This window comes from Dinghuibacter sp., from assembly GCF_035492835.1.
GTDB lineage: Bacteria > Bacteroidota > Bacteroidia > Chitinophagales > Chitinophagaceae > Dinghuibacter.
Window position 1 is genome coordinate 1 of the sequence record NZ_DATJIY010000264.1, and the last position, 15,469, is coordinate 15,469.

The window sequence follows — 15,469 nt, forward strand, 5'->3', positions numbered from 1 at the left end:
CTCTTTTACCCCGTTTTGCTTTGAATCAAAGCAAAACGGGGTAAAAGAGGCATCCCACCCCACTCCACGAGGTCGGCAGGTGAATTGTCAAGGCAGGGGACCGCAACCGGCAGGGGCCGGCACCCGGCGGGCGGCCGCAAATGGCAGATGGTAACGGCCGATGGTAAACCGGGGCCGTTTTACCGCTGCGAGGCGATGAGCAGATTGAGGTCGGTGTACTTGATGTCGAAGCGTTGCGAAAGGTGGAAATTGGTCAGCGACCCCTTGAAGAGGTATATCCCGCTGCGGATGGAAACCTTGTGCCAGACAAGGCTTTCGAAGCCCCCGCTCTCGGCCGCCTCGAGCAGTAACGGCATGAGAACATTGGAGATCGCCTGGGAGGCCGTGCGGGCGAAACCGGAAGGGATGTTAGGGACGCAGTAGTGGATGACGCCGTGTTTCAGGAAGATCGGGCTCTCCAGCGAAGTGATCTCGGAGGTCTCGAAGCAACCGCCCCGGTCGATCGAAACGTCCACGACGACGCTGCCCTGGCGCATCTGCGACACCATTTCCTCGGTGACGACGATGGGCGTGCGGCCGCCGCCGGAGGACAGCGCGCCCACGGCCACGTCGCAGGTCTTGAGCTGCTTGGCCAGGATCTTGGGTTCGATCACGGAGGTGAACAAACGGGAGCCGATATTGTTCTGCAGGCGTTTGAGCCGGTAAATACTGTTATCGAATATCTTGACGCTGCTCCCCATGGCCATGGCTGTCCGGGCGGCGAACTCGCCCACGATCCCGGCCCCGAGGATGATGACCTTGGTCGGGGGAATCCCCGAAATGCCCCCGAGCAACACGCCCTTGCCGTCGTTGGCGTTGCTAAGGTACTGTCCCGCGATCAGCATGACGGCGCTCCCCGCGATTTCGCTCATGGACCGCACAATGGGATAGTTGCCCGAATCGTCCTTGAGGTTCTCGAAGGACAACGCCGTGATGCGCCTGGCCATCATTTTCTCCAGGATTTCGCTCTTCATCACGGCCAGGTGGATCGGGGAAATGATGACCTGACCCGGCTTGAGACACTCCAGCTCCACTTCGCTCACGGGAGCGCTTTTGATGAGCACGTCGCTCTGGTAGACCTCTTTTTTGTCGTAAGCGATCTTTGCCCCGGCGTCGCTGTATTCCATATCGGAATAATGGGCGCCCTCGGAGGCCTTGTACTCCATGACGACCTTATGCCCGTTGCTCACCAGCACGCTCACGGCCTCGGGGGTGAGGGGAACGCGGTTTTCGTTAAACCAGTTTTCCTTGGGTATGCCGATATGCAGAGAGGTTCCCTTGGGCTTGACGTCCAAGGTTTCTTCGAGCGTTTCGTAGGTAAATGAAGTAGCCAAAAAGGGCTTCTTGACAGGCATAGTCAGACAACGATTAGAATGGGATCATAAATGTACAAAATTGGCGTCAGACCCTCAACCTTCGTGTAAAAGGATCCACCACCTCCAGCCAGACATGGATGGCGTCCCCGGGCAGGATGCCCGGCGCCCGTTCGGGCCATTCGACCAGGCAGGTCCTCCCCGAAAACAGGTATTCCTCCATACCGGCCATCACTGCCTCCTCTGGCCCCTTCAGACGGTACCAGTCCATATGGTAAATAATGACGCCCGACCCCGTCCGGTATTCGTTGACCAGTGAGAATGTAGGGCTGGACAGGTGACCCACCACACCCAGGGCCTTGCCCAGCGTGCTGACGAAGGTCGTCTTACCCGCACCCATTTCCCCGTGCAGGGCGATCACCGCAGGCATACGGACCGTCTCCAGGAACCGGGAAGCCACCGTGGGCAATTCCTCCAGCGAGTAAACTATATCCATGGCGCAAAGATGGTAACTTTAGGCCGATGAACATCACCGCCTACATGATCGCCTTCGACGACCGGCACCAGGAGCTGATTTTTCCGGTGGACAGCCAGGAACTGCGCGTTGGGGACCTGCTCCTGCTCAAAGAAGGGGAGGTCGTCCCCGCTGCCGCCAAGCTCCTCTCGGGCGAGATCCGGGTGGGCGGCGCCACCTGGGCGCCACCGCAGGTCGTGGCAAAGGGAGGCCTGATCGAAAAGGGAACCGCCAAAGCCTATGTCGCTCCCTGACCCCCAGCACCCGTCGCCCCTGGCTCTCCTGAAGCAATACTGGGGATTCGACGGTTTCCGCCCGCTACAGGAAGAGGCGATCAAGGCCCTGCTCGACAAGCGGGACGTCCTGGCCCTGCTGGCCACCGGGAGCGGTAAGTCCGTATGCTACCAGGTGCCGGCGCTGATGCTCCCCGGGCTAACCCTGGTCGTAAGTCCCCTCATCGCCCTGATGAAAGACCAGGTGGACGCGCTCGTCGACAAGGGCATCCCGGCCGCCGCCCTCCTTACCGGACAGACCTGGCAGGACACCGAAGACATCCTTCAGGCCGCCGTACGGGGCCGGATCAAGCTCCTATACGTATCCCCCGAACGCCTGGAAACCAGGGCGCTGACCGATTACCTCCCTCACATCGACGTCGGTCTGGTGGCGGTGGACGAAGCCCACTGCATATCCGAATGGGGACACGACTTCCGCCCCGCGTACCGGCGGATCGCGGAGATAAAAGCCTTGCTGCCCGCCGCGCCTTTCCTGGCACTAACGGCTACGGCCACCCGGGAAGTCCGGTCCGACATCATCCGCCAGTTGGGGCTCCGATCGCCGGTCGTTATCGAGGGACCGCTCCTGAGGCCCCGGCTTGCCCTGAGCGTCAGGCGGACGGAAGACAAGACCGAGGCCCTCTTCCGCTTCCTGGAAGACACGCCGGGCGCCGGGATCGTCTATTGCCGTAACAGGCGGACCACGGAGGACCTCTCGGGTATCCTGGCGTCCGCGGGACACCGCGCGGCGGCCTATCACGGGGGCATGCCGACAGGGGACCGCGGCCGCATCCAGGAGGCATGGATGCGCGGGGAGGTCCGCGTCATGGTCGCGACCAACGCCTTTGGCATGGGCATTGACAAGCCAGATGTGCGCATCGTTCTGCACTACGACGCCCCCGATGGCATCGAGAATTACTACCAGGAAGCCGGCCGCGCCGGCAGGGATGGAACCGGCGCGGTGGCCGTCCTGCTCTATGGGGAAAACGACCTTCGCACCCTGGAAGCGCTGCCCGGTCAGCGCTTTCCTTCAGAAGAAGCCATCCGGGGTACTTACCGGGACCTCGTCAATTTCCTGCAGATCCCCGCAGAAACCGGGGAAATGGAATGGTATGACTTTTCCCTGGATACCTTCGTCGCACGCTTCAAACGCCCCGCCGCGATCACTCTCCACGCCCTCAAGGCGTTGGAGCAGGAAGAAGTCCTCCTCTACGCCGACCGGGTCAGACGCCCGCCCAGCTGCCAGTTTTCACTCGATGGCCGCGCGCTGGAGGCGCTGAACGATCCACTGGTGGACGCACTGTTACGGAACTATCCCGGCATCCTCCACTATCCCACCCGGCTGTCCGAAAGCCGGCTCACCCGGATCACCCGGCTCGCCCCCCCGATGATCGCCCAGCGGCTCGCCGCCCTGGACAGGGCTGGTATCCTATCCTATGCTCCCGCCGTCAATACCCCGCAGATACGCCTGCTCCAACCCCGTATCCGCGTGGACGAACTGCGCATAGACTATGCGCGCATCCTTTCGCGCAAAGCCGTGTACACACAGCGGCTCCAGGAGATGATCGGGTACATGGGCGCCACCGCGGGTTGCAGGGCGCAACTGATCAACGACTATTTCGGGATGCCGGCGGGGCCGCGTTGCGGGATTTGCGACTTGTGCTTAGCGACCCCTTAACACCCGCGCGGCCGGGCGACGTGGTCTTATAGCTCCTCGTCGCGTTCGAGCATAAGTATGGCGCCTTGCGGTACAATGAAATACTTCCCCCCATCGTACATGACCTCCGTGGCGCCGCTCAGCAGGAATATCGCCAGGTCGCCTTCGCGGACCTGGAGGGGCACATATTTGACCTGCTCGTCCTCCCCTTTCCAGGATTCATTTTCGATCGGCGTAGGTATTGCATAACCCGGTCCGGTTTTTATAACGTAACCTTGCTGTACTTTTTCCTTTTCCTGTACACCCGGCGGCAGATACAAACCGCTCTCTGTACGTTCATCCCCCGTCTTGGGACGGATCAAAACCCTGTCCCCGATCACGATGAGTGTCTTGAGTGTCATAAGCAACAAAAATACGGCAGCCGCGCGTTTTCTCAGAAAAACGGGATAATTTTAAGACTCTTTAAATCAGAAGTATATGGAAGCGAATCACCCCAAGATCCTTTTAGTGGAAGATGACAACAACCTCGGCATGGTATTGAAGAACTATCTCGAGCTGAATGATTACGACGTGGCGCTGGAAAGGGATGGGATCCTGGGTCTGGCAGCCTTCCGCCGGGAGAAGTTCGACCTTTGCCTCCTGGACGTCATGATGCCCAACATGGACGGCTTTACGCTGGCCGAGGAAATCCGCGACGTCGACCCCGACATCCCCTTGTTCTTCCTATCGGCCAAAACCATGAAAGAGGACATCATCCAGGGCTACAAACTCGGCGCCGACGACTACATCACCAAACCCTTCGACAGCGAGGTGCTTCTCTTAAAAATAAAAGCCATCCTTAAGCGCAATGAGGAAATGAACAAGACCGGCGAGGTCACCGAATACGATCTGGGCCGTTATCACTTCAACCCCAAGCTGCGGGAGCTGTCGATCAACGGCAAGACGCAGACGCTGTCGCCCAAGGAGAACGAGCTGCTCAAAATGCTGGCCGAGTTTAAGAACGACCTGCTACCCCGGGAACAGGCCCTCAAGCGTATCTGGGGCAGCGACACTTATTTCAACGGCCGGAGCATGGACGTGTACATCGCCAAGCTCCGCAAATACCTGAAAGAAGACGAGACCATCGAAATCGTCAACATTCACGGCAACGGCTTCCGGCTTGTGGTCCCGGCCTGAGCCCGGCCAACCGGCGCGGCAGCGTGCGCCGCCGCGTAGGAAGCATTCGACTCGTTAATATATTCCAGCAGGGCCTTGCGCCCTGTTTTTTTTACCGCGGATGTTACGAAATGCGGCGGCAGGAACTCCCATTCTTTCCGCATCTCGTCGAGGAAACGACGCACGTTGGCCGCGACCTCCTTCTGTGTGCTCTTATCGGATTTGGTAAAAATCAAGGCAAACGGCACCTGCCATTCGCCCAGCTTCCCGATGAACTCCAGGTCGATCGCCTGGGGCTCGTGCCGGCTGTCGATCAAGACAAACAATACGCCGAGGGTCTCCCGTTTACGGACGTACTCCTCGATCATCTTTTCCCATTGCTTGCGTTGCGCGTGGGACACTTTGGCGAAGCCATAGCCCGGCAGGTCGACGAGGTACCAGGACGTAACGGGTCCCCGCACCTCCGCAGACGGCGTGCTTTCGATCGCAAAATGGTTGATGAGCCGGGTCTTCCCCGGGCTACGGCTGATCTTCGCCAGCCCTTCCTTGTTGGTGATCATATTCAATACCGATGACTTTCCCACATTGCTTCGCCCGATCAGGGCGTACTCGGGACGGTCCGCCTTGGGGCAATCCGCCAGCGCCGGGCTTGAAATGAGGTAGGCCGCTTTCACAATCTCCATACTGCAAATTACAGTAATTTCGCGCCATGACATCCTACAGGCATGACCGTGTCGTCCCCTACGATGATTCTCAGGCGAGCAAGACAGAGCAAGTGGCCTCCATGTTCGATGACATTGCCCCCCGTTACGACTTCCTGAACCGCTTCCTCTCCGGCGGTGTAGACCTTTGGTGGCGCAAACGCGCGATCCGGGAGCTGCGCGGTCTTGAGGTCCATAGCCTCCTGGATGTAGCCACCGGTACCGGTGACATGGCGATCATGACCTACCGCCGGCTCCGGCCCGGGCAGATCACGGGGGTGGATATAAGTGAAGGCATGCTGGAGCTGGGCCGCCGCAAGCTGGAACGCGAAGGACTCTCGGACCACATCACGCTGCGGCAGGGCGACAGCGGTCGCCTGCCCTTCGCCGACAACCAGTTCGATGCCGTCACCGTCGCCTTCGGGGTCCGTAACTTCGAACACCTCGACCGGGGTCTTGCCGAAATCCGGCGCGTCCTCCGCCCGGGCGGCAAGCTGGTGGTGCTCGAGTTTTCCCAGCCCGGCGGCCTGACCGGGCGACTCTACCGCTGGTACATGCGCCACATCTGCCCCGTCCTGGTGTCCTTTTTCAGCCACAACAAAAAGGCGTATGCCTACCTGGGCGACTCCATCCAGGCGTTCCCCGAAGGGGCACGATTTACCGCGGTACTCGACGCCGTGGGGTACAACGCCACTCGGGCAAAGGGGTTGACCCTGGGCATTTGCAGTATTTATACGGGGATAAAGTAGCCCGCCCCGCCGGCGGCCCGCCGTTTTGGCCCGGCCCACAATAAAAATTCCCCCGGAACGTTTGAGTGACATGCATTTGAAGCGGCTGAATATCCTATTGATCACATTGGGCCTGATGGGTTTGTGGAGCGTGAGCAGGGCCCAGTCCCAGATTTGGGAACCCAATTTGCCGGAGCACGATTCCAAACCCTATTATTTCGGGATCACGCTTTCGTACAACAGCGCGCGCTTCAAAGCCCAGCCGTCCCCCCGGATGATGACCTATGACAGCGTCCAGGTGGCCAACACCAAGGCCGTCGGCGGTTTTGGCCTGGGTCTCCTGGGCACCCTCCGTCTTATCCCGCACTTCGAGCTGAGGTTCAACCCCCAACTGATCTTTGCGACCCGCGATATCGCCTATACCATCAAATATCCCGTCTACGGGGAGGATACCAACTCCGTCAAGGAGGTCCAGTCCGCCCTCCTGGATTTTCCCCTGGACCTCAAATTCCTCAGCGACCGCATCCGCAACTTCCGCGTATATACCTTCGTAGGTCTCCACTACGACTACGACCTGGCCAGCAATTCCGCGAACCGGAAGGTCGAAAACCTCGTTAAGGTAAAGCCCGGGGATGCCGGGATCGACTTTGGCGCGGGGCTGAACTTCTATTTCCCCAGCTTTATCTTCTCCCCGGAGATACGGTTCAACAACGGTTTTGGCAACATCCTGTCACAGGACCAGACCAACAAGTACTCCAACGTAATCGAATCGTTGAAGTCGCGCATGATCATGTTGTGCATCCACCTGGAAGGGTAGGGTCTCCGTGTTTTCCGGTATCGTGCCTGCACTCCCCCGGGGCGGACGGGGGTAAATTTGTCCTATATTGCGAGCCTATGGACAGATACCTGATCAAAAACATCCACATAGTCAATGAAGGCAAGACTATCGCCGGAGACCTACTGATCGAAAGCGGCAGGATTGCCAAAATAGGCGGGACGATCGACGCCAACGCCACCGAGATCGACGGTACGGGCAAGCACCTGCTCCCGGGGGTCATCGACGATCAAGTCCACTTCAGGGAACCGGGGCTGACGCACAAGGCGACGATCGCCACGGAGTCGCGCGCTGCGGTGGCCGGCGGTGTGACGAGCTTTATGGAAATGCCCAACACGATCCCCAATGCGCTGACGCAGGAACTGCTGGAAGACAAATACGCCATCGGCGCGGCCAATTCACTGGCTAACTACTCTTTCTTCATGGGGGTGAGCAACGACAACGCGGACGAGGTACTGAAGACGAACGATAAAAGGAAAGACGTTTGCGGCATCAAGATATTCATGGGGTCTTCGACGGGGAATATGCTGGTGGATAATTACCTCACGCTCGACCGGTTGTTCAGGGAGAGCGAGGTATTGATCGCCACGCACTGCGAGGACGAGAAGATCATAAAAGAGAACTACGCACGTATAAAGGGGGAAAAGGAAGACCTGGAACCGGCGGACCACCCGCGGATACGGGATGAGGAAGCCTGTTTTTCGTCGTCTTTTACGGCGGTCCAATTCGCCAAGAAGTACAACAGCCGGCTGCACATCCTCCACATCAGCACCGCCAGGGAACTACAGCTGTTCACCAATATGATCCCGCTGACCGACAAACGGATCACGACCGAAGTGTGCGTACACCACCTGTCGTTCACGGCGGACGACTATGCGCGGCTGGGCTACCAGATCAAGTGCAATCCCGCCATCAAGGCCTCCTTCAACCGGGACGCCCTTTGGGAAGCGCTCCTGGACGACCGGCTGGACGTCATCGCCACGGACCACGCGCCCCACACCTGGGCGGAAAAACAACCGCCGTATGAAAAGGCACACTCGGGTCTGCCCCTGGTCCAGCACTCCCTGCCGCTGATGCTCCACGCACGGGCGGAAGGGAAGATCAGCCTCGAGACCATCGCCCGCAAAATGAGCCACGCCGTGGCCGATTGTTTCCAGATCGAGGGCCGCGGGTACATCCGGGAGGGGTATAAAGCGGACCTGGTGATCGTGGATACCGAAGCGACGACGACGATCTCCAGGGAAAACCTGCTCTATAAGTGCGGGTGGAGTCCCCTGGAAGGACAGACCCTGAAGGGCGCCGTTAGCCAAACTTTTGTTAATGGCCGGCTTATTTTCGAGAATGGTTATGGAAAAATGACGGTTCACGACTCTTATAGGGGAGAACGGCTTTCATTCAGCCGGTAAAACCAGTCGCTTATGGAGATCGATGCCACCACCCTCAGGGACCTGTCCGTTTTTAATGCAGACGCGGAAGACTCGGTCTTCCACAAGATCAACTTTACCCGTACCACGGGAGGCCGGACGGAGCTCGAACAACTGCTCCGTCATCCCTACCACGACCTGAACAGGATCCTGGCGACCCAGGAGACCATCCGGTGGATCCTGAAGCGGGAATCGGCCTGGCCCGCGGAGATCACCAACGGCACCCTGATGGTCCTGGAAAAGTACTATACCTATAACTTCGACACCATCCCCAACTCCAGCTCCCCGGTGGACGCACTGGCGTACAAGCTCTTTCACGGACCCGACTTTTCGATGGTGCGGTATACGCTGGGGCATTTCCTGGATTTTTTCAGGGGGATAAACCGCATCCTGGCCGCCTATTCCGACGAGGGCGCCCCTTCGCTGCTCAAAGAGCTCCTCCTGGAGGTCCGCGCGCGGATGGACCACGACGTCATCCGTGAAGCGGTGGCCGTGGGGAGCGTGGAAAAGATGCGCCGGCAGCAGTTCCTGGCGCTGGGCCACTTCCTCCTCTACCGGTACAAGCACCAGTTGCAGGACCTGCTCCGTCTCTACCACCGGCTGGACGCGTATTACGGGATGGCGATGGCGGTCCTCCACCTGGGCCTTCACTTTCCGGTCGTCCGGTCCCAGTCCACGCCCGTCATCAAGGCGGAAGGGCTGTTCCATCTCCTGCTGGACGAACCCGTGCCGTATAACCTTCGACTCGACTACGAGAACAACTTCCTTTTCCTCACCGGCGCGAACATGGGCGGCAAAAGCACCTTTATCCGGGCGGTGGGGATCAGCGTTTTCATGGCGCACGTGGGCATGGGCGTACCCGCCGCGTCGATGGAGCTATCGCTTTTCGACGGGTTGCTCAGCAACATCCAGGTTCAGGACAACATCTTCAAGGGTGAAAGCTATTTCTTCAACGAGGTCCAGCGCATCAAGAACACCGTCCTGAAGGTCGCCGACGGTAAAAAATGGCTGATCCTGATCGACGAGCTTTTCAAGGGCACCAATATCGAGGACGCCATGAATTGTTCCACCGCGGTGATCAAGGGACTGGTAAAGGTCAAAAGCTCCCTGTTCGTGCTCTCCACGCATCTCTACGAGATCGGGGCCTCGCTGATGGATTATCCCAATATCGCGTTCCGCTATTTTGAAACCGAGGTCCGGGGGGACCAGCTCCTGTTCAGCTACCAGCTCCGGGAGGGTATCAGCAACGACCGCATCGGATACCTCATCCTCCGCAGGGAAAAAGTCATCGATCTCCTGGAAAACCTGCCTGGCGCCGCGGGCGCGATCAACCATAAACCGCCATCCGCATGAACAACACCGGCATCATCCTGAGCATATTTTTCCGTGTCGGATATGATTTTTCCGCCCTCGTCCTGGTGTTGCTGTTCCTGGTCTGGAAGGCCCGGCGTCCGGAGCTGCGCCGGCTGGTCGCCATGGCGAACGGACTGCTGGCCTTCTATGCCTTATGCGGTCTGATGGTCGGTATCGCGGAGGTCGCCCGGCGCGGTTTTTATCCAACCATCCTGTGGCAGCTGCTCCCATTGCTGGCCATGGCCCTGCTGTTCTTTGCCGTACGCCGGAACCCGTTCTACCTCGTTCTTCCCTTTTTTGCGCTCGTGACCGTATCGCTTTTCCGCGACGAGCTCGTAACCACGCTGGCGTCCCTGAAGCCCTATGTCCTGGTCTTGATGGCCTTTCTGTACCTCCTCCTCGTCTACGGGGTCGACCTGCTCGGACAGGCGATCAAAAAGGCGGCCGGGGGCGACACCCGATAAAAACATCCCCCGGCAACAGGTATGTATGCTGGTAACCACTTACGGGAGCGCCGTGTTCGGCATGGAAGCCCGCGCCATCACCGTAGAGGTGAGCGTGACGGCGGGGCTGCATTATTTTATCGTGGGCCTGGCGGACGGCGCGGTCCGGGAAAGTCTCCGACGGATCGAATCCGCGATAAAAAGTAACGGCTGGAATATGCCCCGCACCAAGATCGTCGTCAATCTCGCGCCGGCGGGGCTGCGCAAAACGGGGACCGCCTTCGACCTCCCCATCGCCCTGGGCGTCCTGGGCGCCAGCGGACAGATCAAAGACCCCGAGCGCCTTCGGCAGTATACGATCATGGGGGAGCTCTCGCTCGATGGCGCCCTCCGGCCGATCCAGGGCGTGCTGGTGATCGCCGAGCAGGTGGCGCGGGAAGGCCGCGGGCTCATCCTGCCCGCCGAGAACGCGGCCGAAGCAGCGCTGATCGAAGGGTTACCCGTTTATGGCGTGTCGAGCCTCCGGGAAGTGGTGGATGTTGTCTGCGAGGGGGGCGCTTCCCGTTTCCGGGTGCCCAGTTCAGCGGCCAGGCCAGGCGACCGTGCGACCGCCCCCAGCAGGACCGTCATCGGCGGCGCGGCTGTTGGCGGGGCACCCTTCAGCAGCGCCGCCGTCGAATCCACTCTCGACTTTCGCCACGTCAGCGGCCAGGCTCACGCCAAACGGGCGCTGGAGATCGCCGCGGCCGGCAGCCATAATGTCTTACTGGTGGGGCCCCCGGGTACGGGCAAGACCCTCCTGGCCCGGCTGCTGCCCGGCATACTCCCGCCCCTGACCCGGGAAGAAGCGATCGAGGTAACCCGGATATACAGCGTCGCCGGCAAGATCAACCCCGGCTCGGGCCTGATCGCCATGCGGCCCTTTCGCAGCCCCCACCACAGCTCCAGCGCGACCTCCCTGGTGGGTGGCGGAGCCCCGCCCCTACCCGGCGAAGTGTCCCTGGCGCACAATGGCGTGCTTTTCCTCGACGAGCTCCCCGAGTTCCCACGGATGTCGCTGGAATACCTCCGACAGCCCCTGGAGGATCGCAGCGTCAATGTGTCCCGCGTAACCGGGAACCTTTCTTTCCCAGCCTCATTCATGCTGGTGGCCGCGATGAACCCCTGTCCCTGCGGTTATCGGGGGCACCCGGATAAGAACTGCACCTGCCCCGCCACCCTGGTTGGCCGCTATTGGCAACGGCTTTCGGGTCCGCTCCTCGACCGGATCGATCTGCAGGTAGAGGTGGGGCCGGTGAGTTACGCCGAGATGGACGCCGCACCGGAAACGCTACCCGGCGCCGTCACCTCCACCGCCTACGTCCGTGCCCGCGTCGCCGCCGCCCGCGCCCGCCAATCCGATCGCTTTGCCGCCCACCCCGGCCTATACGCGAACGCCCACATGCATTCCGCCCACCTGCATCGCTATTGCCGGCTTCCTGCCGGAGCCTCGGGTCTGCTAAAAAACGCCGTCGAAAACCTCGGCCTTTCCGCCAGGGCGTTCGACCGCGTCCGGAAGATCGCCCGCACCATCGCCGACCTCGACGGCTGCGCGGTGCTCAAGACGGAACACGTCGCGGAGGCCCTTCAATTCAGGGGGTTGGACCGCCAGCGATAGCGCGGGGCGGCGACCAGCGCGGGTTCTTCGGGCGCGGCGCCCGTCCCGCGCGGGTTCCCCGCCGTGGCGGCGCCGCCTCGGAAAAAGCGTACCTTTGCACCCATGCAAGTCAGCGGTTTTACCTTTGTGCGCAACGCCGTCAAATTCGGATACCCTGTCGTTGAATCCATCCGGTCCATCCTTCCCCTCGTAGACGAATTCGTCATTTGTCTCGGCCAGTCCGATGACGAAACCGAAGACTTGATCCGGTCCATCGATTCCCCTAAGATCAGGATCGTGCCGTCGGTTTGGGACGAATCGCTCCGGGAAGGCGGCAGGGTGCTGGCGGTCGAGACCGACAAGGCTTTTGCCGCCATATCGCCCGACAGCACCTGGGGGTTCTACCTGCAGGCGGACGAGGTGGTGCACGAAAAATACCTGGCCGCAATCAAGGCGGCCATGGAGCGGTACAAGGACGACCCGCGCGTGGAGGGGTTGTTGTTCCGGTACGAGCACTTCTTCGGAAGCTACCGCTTTGTAGGGGACAGCCGGCGGTGGTACAGCCGGGAAATCCGCGTCGTCCGCAACGACAAGGACATCCATTCCTACAAGGACGCCCAGGGTTTCCGCAAACAGGACCCCGCCACGGGTGAGCTCCGCAAGTTAAAGGTGCGGCCGGTGGATGCTTATATCTACCACTACGGTTGGGTCAAGGATCCCCGGGATCACGAGAAAAAACTGCGCTACTTCCCGTCCCTCTGGCGTGGCGACCAGCAGATGAAGGCCTTCACCGACGCGCTGCCGCCAAAGGTGGAGACCTATCTGCATAACGACATCGACTCCCTGGCCGTTTTCCAGGGCACGCACCCCGAGGTCATGGCCAACCGGGTGGCCCAGGAAGACTGGATATTCGACTTCGACGTCCGTCAAAAAAAATTCAAACGCGGCAAGGACCGCATCCTGTATTGGCTGGAAAGACAGACAGGCAAACGATTATTTGAATACAGAAATTACGAATTGATATGAAGCTGTTGCTCCACTACCTAAAACCCTATAAATGGATCGTGCTCCTGGCCCTCGTGCTGGCGGCGATCAACCAGGCGTTTTCGATGCTCGATCCCATTTTCCTGGGGAAGATCATCGATATGTTCGCCAACCATCCGCACGACCTCCTCAAAAAGGGCGCGACCTATAAAAATTTCGAGTCCGGCGGTGTCCGGACGGCGTCCCAATACGCCTGGGGCGTAGCCCAATACCTGGGCATCCTGATCGGCGTAGCCATGGTGTCGCGGATCGCCAAAGCCTTCCAGGACTATTATACCCAGGTGATCGTCCAGAAGTTTGGCGCCACCATCTTCACCGACGGCCTGGAGCGCTCCATGGGTCTGCCCTTTAACGAGTTCGAAGACCAGCGGAGCGGGGAAACCTTGTCGACCCTGACCAAGGTGCGCGCGGATACCGAAAAGTTCATCATCTCATTTGTCAACGTCCTGTTCGGGATCATCGTGGGCGTGGTATTCGTGTGTATCTACTCCTTCATGCTCCATTGGTCCATCGTACCGATGTACGTGGGCGGCATGCTGATCCTGTCCTGGATGACGAGCGTCCTGAGCCGCAAAATCAAGATCATTCAGAAAAAGATCGTCCACGAAACCAACGCCCTGGCGGGCGCCACGACCGAATCGCTCCGGAACATCGAGCTGGTGAAAAGCCTCGGCCTGACCAAACAGGAGATCAACCGGCTCAACCAGAATACGTTCAAGATCCTCGGCCTCGAGCTCAAAAAGGTCAAGAGCATCCGGCCCCTCAACTTCGCGCAGGGGACCTTTGTCAACTTCCTGCGCCAGTCGATCATGTTCCTGTTGCTGTGGCTGGTTTTCCAGGACCATATAACCGCGGGGCAGGTAATGACCATGCTGTTCTATTCCTTCTTCATCTTCGGCCCGCTTCAGGAACTGGGTAACATCATCCTGAATTACCGGGAAGCCGAGGCCTCGCTCAAGAACTTCCACGACCTGATGCAAAAAACCGTGGAAAAGGAACCGGCCCACCCGGTTCACCTCGGTCACATCCAGACGTTGTCCTTCGATCACGTCGGATTCCAGCACCGGAGCGCCAACCAAAAGGCCGTCCACGACATCAGCTTCAAGGCGGACAAGGGCGAGACCATCGCCTTCGTCGGGCCATCCGGCTCGGGCAAGACCACGCTGATGAAGCTGCTGGTGGGCCTCTACCAGCCGCAGGAAGGGCGCATTACCTATAACCACATCGACGGCAAGGAAATACACCTCGACGACCTCCGCAACCAGATCGGTTTCGTGACCCAGGATACCCAGCTGTTCTCTGGGAGCATCAAGGAAAACCTGCTCTTCGTCTACCCCTCCGCCACCGACGAACAACTCATGGAAGCGCTCCACAAGGCCTCCTGCGACCGCCTTCTGGCACGGGCGGACAAGGGCATCGACACGGTCATCGGGGAAGGGGGTATGAAGGTTTCCGGTGGAGAAAAACAGCGGCTTTCCATCGCCCGCGCGTTGCTCCGGAACCCCGCCCTCCTGATCTTCGACGAAGCCACCTCCGCCCTGGACTCGATCACCGAGGAATCGATCACCGCGACCATCCGCGAGATTTCCGCGGAGGGCAACCAGGTGTGCGTCCTGATCGCCCACCGGCTTTCGACGATCATGCACGCCGACCGCATATACGTCCTGGAGCAGGGCGAGGTCGTGGAGACCGGCTCGCACGAAAACCTGCTGGAGCTAAAAGGGCTCTACTACGCCATGTGGCGTCAGCAGATCGGGGAAAGGAAGAAAACCAACGTCACAGCTTTATCCGCCTAACATATGTCGAACGATACCCGTCCCAACTACCTCTGGAGCATGCTCACGATGCAATGCCCCCGCTGCCGGCGCGGCAAGCTTTTCAAGGACTACAGCGCCTACAACCTCAAGCACACGACCGACATGAACGAGAAATGCCCCGTTTGCGGGCAGCCCACGGAGCTGGAGCCCGGTTTTTACTACGGCACCGGTTACGTCAGCTACGCCCTTTCGGTGGCGCTGATCGTTGCGTGGTTCGTGGCCTGGTGGGTGCTGATCGGCTTTTCCGCCGAGGACAACCGGGTCTTCTGGTGTCTGGGGTTGTGTATCGCGTTCTTGTTCGCGCTGCAACCCTGGCTCATGCGGCTGAGCCGCACGGTGTACCTGTGGTTCTTCGTGCGGTACGACCCGGATTACAAGACCAATCCCGTAAAAAAGTACGGCTGACGCGACCCCGGCCCCGCTTTGGATTCGGATCGCGGTTGCGATTGCGATTGGCGCGAAAGGAATAGTCGAGGGGTGCTGCACCTTTTTACCTCGTTTTGCGGTGCACCGCAAAGCGAGGTAAAAAGGTGCAGCA

Annotated in this window: 16 protein-coding genes; 12 read left to right on the forward strand and 4 right to left on the reverse strand. The window is 59.8% G+C overall.

Annotated features, from left to right (window positions below; genetic code table 11):
* Positions 1 to 179: 179 nt before the first annotated feature.
* Both VL547_RS23125 and tsaE read right to left on the reverse strand, forming a co-directional pair.
* Positions 180 to 1,394: an alanine dehydrogenase gene (locus VL547_RS23125; protein WP_325582474.1), complete on the reverse strand. Its 1,215-nt coding sequence runs from the start codon at positions 1,392 to 1,394 to the stop codon at positions 180 to 182.
* Positions 1,395 to 1,440: 46 nt separating this feature from the next.
* The gene (tsaE, locus tag VL547_RS23130) at positions 1,441 to 1,848 is read right to left on the reverse strand and encodes a tRNA (adenosine(37)-N6)-threonylcarbamoyltransferase complex ATPase subunit type 1 TsaE (RefSeq protein WP_325582476.1); all 408 of its coding nucleotides are present in this window, start codon (positions 1,846 to 1,848) and stop codon (positions 1,441 to 1,443) included.
* A gap of 26 nt (positions 1,849 to 1,874) precedes the next feature.
* Between tsaE and VL547_RS23135 the strand changes: the two genes are divergently transcribed.
* The gene (locus VL547_RS23135) at positions 1,875 to 2,120 is read left to right on the forward strand and encodes a hypothetical protein (protein ID WP_325582478.1); all 246 of its coding nucleotides are present in this window, start codon (positions 1,875 to 1,877) and stop codon (positions 2,118 to 2,120) included.
* The gene (locus tag VL547_RS23140) at positions 2,107 to 3,816 is read left to right on the forward strand and encodes an ATP-dependent DNA helicase RecQ (RefSeq protein WP_325582480.1); all 1,710 of its coding nucleotides are present in this window, start codon (positions 2,107 to 2,109) and stop codon (positions 3,814 to 3,816) included. The genes VL547_RS23135 and VL547_RS23140 overlap by 14 nt, the downstream gene beginning before the upstream one ends.
* Positions 3,817 to 3,842: 26 nt before the next feature.
* Here VL547_RS23140 and VL547_RS23145 read toward each other — a convergent pair whose 3' ends face one another.
* Positions 3,843 to 4,196, reverse strand: a complete 354-nt coding sequence (locus tag VL547_RS23145; RefSeq protein ID WP_325582484.1) for a co-chaperone GroES family protein — start codon at positions 4,194 to 4,196, stop codon at positions 3,843 to 3,845.
* 76 nt (positions 4,197 to 4,272) lie between these two features.
* Between VL547_RS23145 and VL547_RS23150 the strand changes: the two genes are divergently transcribed.
* On the forward strand, positions 4,273 to 4,971 hold the full coding sequence (locus VL547_RS23150) for a response regulator transcription factor (protein ID WP_325582486.1): 699 nt from the start codon (positions 4,273 to 4,275) through the stop codon (positions 4,969 to 4,971).
* On the opposite strand, the gene yihA is transcribed toward VL547_RS23150, so the two are convergent.
* Entirely contained in the window at positions 4,935 to 5,633 is a 699-nt protein-coding gene (gene yihA, locus VL547_RS23155; RefSeq protein WP_325582488.1) for a ribosome biogenesis GTP-binding protein YihA/YsxC, read from the reverse strand. The two genes, VL547_RS23150 and yihA, sit on opposite strands and share 37 nt — an antisense overlap.
* Positions 5,634 to 5,659: 26 nt before the next feature.
* On the opposite strand from yihA, the gene ubiE reads away from it, so the two are divergent.
* From ubiE to VL547_RS23200, 9 genes are all read left to right on the forward strand, one after another.
* Positions 5,660 to 6,400, forward strand: coding sequence for a bifunctional demethylmenaquinone methyltransferase/2-methoxy-6-polyprenyl-1,4-benzoquinol methylase UbiE (gene ubiE, locus VL547_RS23160; RefSeq protein WP_325582490.1), 741 nt, complete (start codon positions 5,660 to 5,662; stop codon positions 6,398 to 6,400).
* Positions 6,401 to 6,470: 70 nt separating this feature from the next.
* Positions 6,471 to 7,196 (forward strand): outer membrane beta-barrel protein, encoded by a 726-nt coding sequence (locus VL547_RS23165; protein ID WP_325582506.1) that lies wholly within the window; start codon positions 6,471 to 6,473, stop codon positions 7,194 to 7,196.
* A gap of 77 nt (positions 7,197 to 7,273) precedes the next feature.
* Positions 7,274 to 8,620: a dihydroorotase gene (locus VL547_RS23170; protein ID WP_325582492.1), complete on the forward strand. Its 1,347-nt coding sequence runs from the start codon at positions 7,274 to 7,276 to the stop codon at positions 8,618 to 8,620.
* Between the two features lie 12 nt (positions 8,621 to 8,632).
* Positions 8,633 to 9,991, forward strand: coding sequence for a MutS-related protein (locus VL547_RS23175; RefSeq protein WP_325582494.1), 1,359 nt, complete (start codon positions 8,633 to 8,635; stop codon positions 9,989 to 9,991).
* Positions 9,988 to 10,455: a hypothetical protein gene (locus VL547_RS23180; protein WP_325582496.1), complete on the forward strand. Its 468-nt coding sequence runs from the start codon at positions 9,988 to 9,990 to the stop codon at positions 10,453 to 10,455. The genes VL547_RS23175 and VL547_RS23180 overlap by 4 nt, the downstream gene beginning before the upstream one ends.
* A 25-nt stretch (positions 10,456 to 10,480) precedes the next feature.
* A complete protein-coding gene (locus tag VL547_RS23185) occupies positions 10,481 to 12,091 on the forward strand; it encodes a YifB family Mg chelatase-like AAA ATPase (protein WP_325582498.1) in 1,611 nt (536 codons plus the stop codon).
* Positions 12,092 to 12,193: 102 nt separating this feature from the next.
* Positions 12,194 to 13,096 (forward strand): glycosyltransferase family 2 protein, encoded by a 903-nt coding sequence (locus tag VL547_RS23190; protein WP_325582500.1) that lies wholly within the window; start codon positions 12,194 to 12,196, stop codon positions 13,094 to 13,096.
* Entirely contained in the window at positions 13,093 to 14,910 is a 1,818-nt protein-coding gene (locus tag VL547_RS23195) for an ABC transporter ATP-binding protein (RefSeq protein ID WP_325582502.1), read from the forward strand. Before VL547_RS23190 ends, VL547_RS23195 begins: the two co-directional genes overlap by 4 nt.
* A 3-nt stretch (positions 14,911 to 14,913) precedes the next feature.
* On the forward strand, positions 14,914 to 15,336 hold the full coding sequence (locus VL547_RS23200; protein ID WP_325582504.1) for a DUF983 domain-containing protein: 423 nt from the start codon (positions 14,914 to 14,916) through the stop codon (positions 15,334 to 15,336).
* Positions 15,337 to 15,469: the final 133 nt, after the last annotated feature.